Annotated in this window: 6 protein-coding genes; 2 read left to right on the top strand and 4 right to left on the bottom strand. The window is 52.3% G+C overall.

The features are described from left to right. Nucleotides 1-170 precede the first annotated feature (170 nt). From dksA to Q1M25_RS07605, 4 genes are all read right to left on the bottom strand, one after another. Nucleotides 171-587: an RNA polymerase-binding protein DksA gene (dksA, locus tag Q1M25_RS07590; RefSeq protein WP_004519243.1), complete on the bottom strand. Its 417-nt coding sequence runs from the start codon at nucleotides 585-587 to the stop codon at nucleotides 171-173. Nucleotides 588-820: 233 nt separating this feature from the next. Then, nucleotides 821-1,378 carry a YggT family protein gene (locus Q1M25_RS07595; RefSeq protein WP_300483555.1) on the bottom strand — a complete coding sequence of 186 codons (558 nt, stop codon included), beginning with the start codon at nucleotides 1,376-1,378 and terminating at the stop codon, nucleotides 821-823. Nucleotides 1,379-1,380: 2 nt separating this feature from the next. Continuing rightward, nucleotides 1,381-2,178 (bottom strand): pyrroline-5-carboxylate reductase, encoded by a 798-nt coding sequence (gene proC, locus Q1M25_RS07600; RefSeq protein WP_300483558.1) that lies wholly within the window; start codon nucleotides 2,176-2,178, stop codon nucleotides 1,381-1,383. A 76-nt stretch (nucleotides 2,179-2,254) separates the two neighbouring features. After that, nucleotides 2,255-2,950: a YggS family pyridoxal phosphate-dependent enzyme gene (locus Q1M25_RS07605; RefSeq protein ID WP_300483561.1), complete on the bottom strand. Its 696-nt coding sequence runs from the start codon at nucleotides 2,948-2,950 to the stop codon at nucleotides 2,255-2,257. Between the two features lie 116 nt (nucleotides 2,951-3,066). Between Q1M25_RS07605 and Q1M25_RS07610 the strand changes: the two genes are divergently transcribed. Both Q1M25_RS07610 and Q1M25_RS07615 read left to right on the top strand, forming a co-directional pair. Beyond that, complete coding sequence (locus tag Q1M25_RS07610; protein WP_070606632.1) at nucleotides 3,067-4,113, top strand: type IV pilus twitching motility protein PilT; 1,047 nt, start codon at nucleotides 3,067-3,069, stop codon at nucleotides 4,111-4,113. 86 nt (nucleotides 4,114-4,199) lie between these two features. Next, nucleotides 4,200-5,429 carry a PilT/PilU family type 4a pilus ATPase gene (locus Q1M25_RS07615; RefSeq protein ID WP_003747654.1) on the top strand — a complete coding sequence of 410 codons (1,230 nt, stop codon included), beginning with the start codon at nucleotides 4,200-4,202 and terminating at the stop codon, nucleotides 5,427-5,429. Nucleotides 5,430-5,770: the final 341 nt, after the last annotated feature.

Below are 5,770 nucleotides of genomic sequence, written 5' to 3' on the forward strand. Positions count from 1 at the left end.
GCAAAATTATTTCTAGAAATTTAACCACCACCCTGTTTTAACAGGGTTTTTATTTTATAAAAAAACTTCAACAACCTTTCTACACAATCCATACATACAAAAAAATACAAAACAAAGGCCGTCTGAAATGCTCTTTCAGATGGCCTTTTGAGGTTTCTTTATCTTTATTCTTAGTCAGCGAACTGTTTTTTCATTCGTTCGCGTCGCTCTTGCGCTTCTACGGACAATGTCGCGGTCGGACGTGCCAGCAGGCGTTTGAGGCCAATGGGTTCGCCGGTATCGGCACAGAAACCGTAATCGCCTTCGTCAATACTGCGGAGAGTCGCTTGCACTTTATTGAGAAGTTTACGCTCGCGGTCGCGGGTGCGCAGTTCTAAAGCGTACTCTTCTTCTTGAGTAGCTCGGTCGGCAGGATCGGGAGCGGATTCGTGCTCTTGAAGATGGCCGGTAGTGGTGTTTGCATTTTCAATCAGCTCTTCTTGCATTTTAACCAGTAGTTCGCGGAAGAAGGCCAATTGGTCGCTGTTCATGTAGTCCTCTTCAGGACCATCCCAGTTTAAAATATCTTGTTCTGTCAGCTTTGCCATGGTGTCTGCTTTCGGTTTGTTGTTAATGATTTGGATGCTACGGGTTTGCTTTTATTGGGTTTTCTTGAATTTCCGTTTTGGAAATTGGGCGAATCATATCATGTTTTACCTATTCATTTGTTCTTTATATTTCGATTTGCACTTTTTTGCACTACCTTACACCTAAATGTATTAAAGCACTTTTTAGGACGTTGTATTTTTGGTCGTTAATACCTGCTGCGCTTTCAGACGGCCTATTGAAGCAACCATAGGTTGGTTTGCTGGATAAGTTGGGGAAACCATCGGGCCAGCCACAACCATAATAAGAGCGCTAACAAACTGCCTGAAAAATCGTATCGCCCTGCGCGCAAAAAGGAAAACGGTTTGAGCAATGGCTGCAGGATTCGTTCGATGGCATAAGTCAACGTCGAATAGCGACCTTGTATGCTGGACACCATTCTAATAATCAGAGCGATAAGTAATGTATAGGCCGCGGCTTTCAGCATATGGAGCGCGGCAAACCAGAAGTTTGCCAAAATCAGCTTATTGCTGATGGACAGCGCCGGCGAGATGAAAATAATGGCGGTACAGGCAAGGTAGTACACCAGAAAACCTGCGGGCAGGCAGTACCAATCGGTTTTCTCGCCGGATGGAAATGTTTTTTGCCAAGGTTTGGTCAGCCAGCCTGTTGCCTGTATGCTGAATTTGAGCAGGGGGTGTTCTGCTGCCAATCCTGCGTATCGGAGCAAAAAGCGCGTGATACACAGGATGGCAATAGCGTCTGCCAATAATAGGAGCAAGTCGCCACGCATGTTCAGACGGCCTTATATTGTTGCGCCATTTCTTGCGAACGTTTGACGCAGGCTTCTACGCCCTGTTCGATGGCTTCGGCAACGTGACGGGCTTTGAAGGTTTCGATGGCTTCGTGTGTCGTGCCGCCTTTGGAAGTTACGTTTTGCTGTAATTGTGCGAATGCTTCGCCGGTTTGTTCGGCCAAAGTCACTGCGCCTTTAAATGTAGCGAGACTCAGTTCGCGTGCGTCTTGTTCGTTGAAACCTTGTGCCAAAGCCGCGTTTTGGAGCGCGCCCAACAGATAGAAAACATAGGCGGGGCCACTGCCGCTGATGCCGGTAATATTGTGGAGTTGCTCCTCCTCGTTTAACCAAACGGTTGTACCGACAGAGCGCATGATGCCGTCTGCGGCTGTACGGTCTGCTTCTGAAACGCTTGCATCGGCAAACATACCGGATACGCCCAAGCCGATTTTAGCCGGCGTATTGGGCATGATGCGCACGATACGGCGTGTGCCGCCCAGATAATGGCTGAGGGTATCGATGGACAATCCGGCCGCTACGGACAACACCAGCGCACCATTCAAACGGATGTTTTGACAAGCTGCCTGCATGTCTTGCGGTTTGACGGCGAGAATAAGGACATCGTCCGCACTCAATTCGGGCAGGTTTTCAGAAGCGGCTACGCCCAATTCTTGAACCAGTTGAGCACGTCTTTCGGCGCCGCGTTCGACAATGTGGACACGATAGCCATCTTGTTTGACCAAACCGCCTGCAATGGCAGTCGCCATATTGCCGCCGCCGAGAAAATAGATATTCATATATATGTCACTCCTTTGTGATATCGATCAGGCCGTCTGAAACTTCTGTCTGCCATGTTCAGACGGCCTATTACTTTTATTGAGGATAATGCCGCTTGCCGAAAATCGCGCTGCCGATGCGGACATGGGTTGCGCCACATTCTACCGCGATTGGCATATCTCCGGACATACCCATAGACAAAACATCTGCTTCGACGCCTGCCGCGTTCAGCTCAGCCAACAGCCGTTGCATGGTATGAAACTGGCTGCGCAACTCATCATCGCTGCTGTCGGCCTTGGCCACACACATCAATCCGCGCACTTTAATATTCGGCAACTTGGCCACTTCAAGGGACAGCTCGACTGCTTCATCGGGTGCCACACCGTGTTTCGCCTCTTCCGCGGCAATGTTCACTTCAATGCACACCTGCAACGGCGGCATTTCAGACGGCCTTTGTTCGCTCAAGCGCCGCGCCGTTTTCAGACGGCCTACCGTATGCACCCAATGTGCACGCTCGGCCACAAATTTGGTTTTATTGGACTGCACATCGCCGATAACGTGCCAAACAATATCCGGCAAATCGGCCAGCGTTTCCGTTTTTTCAAACCATTCCTGAATATAGTTCTCGCCGAAATCGCGCTGACCGGCCGCATACACTTCGCGAATATCGTCTGCCGGAAAGGTCTTGCTGACCGCTACCAGCTTTACCGCATCCGCAGGCCGTCCGGCAGCCTCAACCACCTGTTCAACCGCCCGGCATACGTCCTGATAGTTTTGTTGCAATACCGACATGGTTTTCTCCTTTAACCCGTTCATCACTCGGCATTTTGAAAATTTTACTTGGTCGAACGGATTTATCTATTTAAAATAAAGCGATTTTATTATTCTAAACCAAACAAGGCCACATTATGCAGATTACCGACTTACTCGCGTTCGGCGTGAAAAACAAAGCCTCCGACCTCCATTTGAGTTCGGGCATTTCCCCCATGATACGCGTACACGGCGACATCCGCCGCATCAACCTGCCCGAGATGAGCTCGGAAGAAGTCGGCACCATGATTACCTCGGTCATGAACGATCACCAGCGCAAGCTCTATCAACAGGATTTTGAAGTCGATTTCTCATTTGAACTGCCTAATGTTGCCCGTTTCCGCGTCAACGCCTTTATGACCGAACGCGGCCCGGCCGCCGTATTCCGTACCATTCCGAGCACCGTCCTGACGCTGGAAGAATTGCGTGCGCCGCGCATTTTCCAAAAAATTGCCGAAAATCCACGCGGTTTAGTCTTAGTAACCGGCCCGACCGGTTCGGGTAAATCCACCACGCTGGCGGCGATGGTCAACTACATCAACGAAACCCAACCGGCCCACATTCTGACCATCGAAGACCCGATTGAGTTCGTCCACCAAAGCAAAAAGGCACTCATCAACCAGCGCGAGCTGCATCAACACACCCACAGCTTTACCAACGCCCTGCGTTCCGCACTGCGCGAAGACCCAGACGTGATTTTGATCGGTGAGATGCGCGACCCTGAAACCATCTCCCTCGCCCTGACCGCCGCCGAAACCGGCCACTTGGTTTTCGGCACGCTGCACACGACCGGCGCCGCCAAAACCATCGACCGTATTGTCGACGTATTCCCTGCAGGCGAAAAAGAAATCGTGCGCTCCATGTTGTCCGAATCCTTGCGCGCCATCATTTCCCAAACCCTGCTGAAAACCCGCGACGGCAACGGCCGCGTCGCCGCACACGAAATCCTGATTTCCACACCGGCCGTACGCAACCTCATCCGCGAGAACAAAATCGCCCAAATCAACGCCGCCCTCCAAACCGGTCAGGCCCACGGTATGCAAACCCTCGATCAAGCCCTGCAAACCCTTGTTCGCCAAGGCACCATCAGCCCCGAACTGGCACGCAGCAAGGCGCAAAACATCGAGAACCTCTCTATTTTCTAAACCATACTCAGGCCGTCTGAACCCCATCATACCGTTTTCAGACGGCCTTTCAGCCTGACCGAATACCCGTTTTAAAGAGAATTATCATGAGCGACCTCGCCCCTCTGCACGACCTGTTAAGCGAAATGGTGCAAGCCTACTCACAAAAAAACCAAGCACCGCACATCCCCACCCCGGCCGAAATCGGCACGCATCTTCACCCCCTGCTCGACCGTATGTGTGAAGAGGCCGAAAAACGCAACGCGTCCGACATCTTCATCAGCGCAGGCTTTCCCCCTGCCATCAAAGTCGGCGGCACCCTCACGCCCATGCCCCACAAAGCGCTGACCGGAGCGGACACCGCCGCCATCGCCGAATCCACCATGAACCCCGACCAGCTCGAAGCCTTCAACCGCGACTGGGAAATCAACTATTCCGTCCAATCGCGCAGCAACACGCGCTACCGCGTCAATGCCTACCACGAGCAAGGCCGCGTCGGCATGGTATTACGCCGCGTCAGCCAAGATATTCCCGAAATGAAGACCCTCGGTTTGCCCGAAAAACTCCAAGAGCTTGCACTCGCGCCGCGCGGTCTGCTGATCCTCGCCGGCCCGACCGGTTCGGGTAAGTCCACCACCATGGCCTCCATGCTCAACTACCGCAACCAAAAGCTGCCCGGCCATATCGTTACCATCGAAGACCCCATCGAGTTTATCTACAAACCTTGCCGCAGCATCTTCACCCAGCGCGAAATCGGCATCGATACCGACAACTGGAAAACCGCCGTTCAAAGCGCCATGCGTCAAGCGCCTGACGTCGTCTGTATCGGCGAAGTCCGCAGCGAAGAAAGCATGGAATACGCCCTCCAACTGGCTCAAACCGGCCATCTGTGCGTTTTCACCATCCATGCCAGCACAGCCTCCCAAACCATCGAGCGCATCATCAACTTCTATCCGGAAGACCGTCGCCAACAGGTTTTGATGGATTTGGCGTTAAACCTCGTCGGTATCATCGGCCAACGCCTCGTCGTCAAGAAAAACCGCCAACGCACGGCCGTTACCGACCTCCTGCTCAACACTCCGGCCATGCAGGACTTGATTTTCAAAGGCGAATTGCTGGAAATCCGCGACCTGATGGCACGCTCCGGCAGCAACGGCATGCAGACGTTCGACCAAAACCTCTTCAACCTCTACGCACAAGGCCAAATCGAACTCAGCGAAGCCCTGCGCCAAGCGGTATCCGCCAACGACTTGCGCCTGCGCATTCAAATGCACGACGAGGGCAACAATACCGAGCGTCTCTACGACCGCATCAGCGACCTCAACCTGATGACCTGATGACGCAGGCCAAACAAGGCCGTCTGAACGGATGTGGAAACGAAATCAAGCATTTCGCCGTATCCGTTCAGACGGCCTTATCTCATTTAAAGCATTCTGAAACCGACTGAAAATCCTGTTAAAATCCAATCATTCATCTCATAACAAATAAAACAACCCAATCATGAACACCCCGCCGCTCAAACCTCTGATCATTGCCTCCCTACCCGTCTTCGCCAGCGTATTCATCGCCGCCACCCTTGTTTGGCACTTTAACACCCCCAAACTTGCCATGCCCTTCGTACTCGGCATTATTGCCGGCGGTTTGGTCGATTTGGACAACCGCCTCACAGGCCGTCTGA

This window comes from uncultured Neisseria sp., assembly GCF_951230505.1.
In the GTDB taxonomy this organism is placed as follows: Bacteria; Pseudomonadota; Gammaproteobacteria; order Burkholderiales; family Neisseriaceae; genus Neisseria.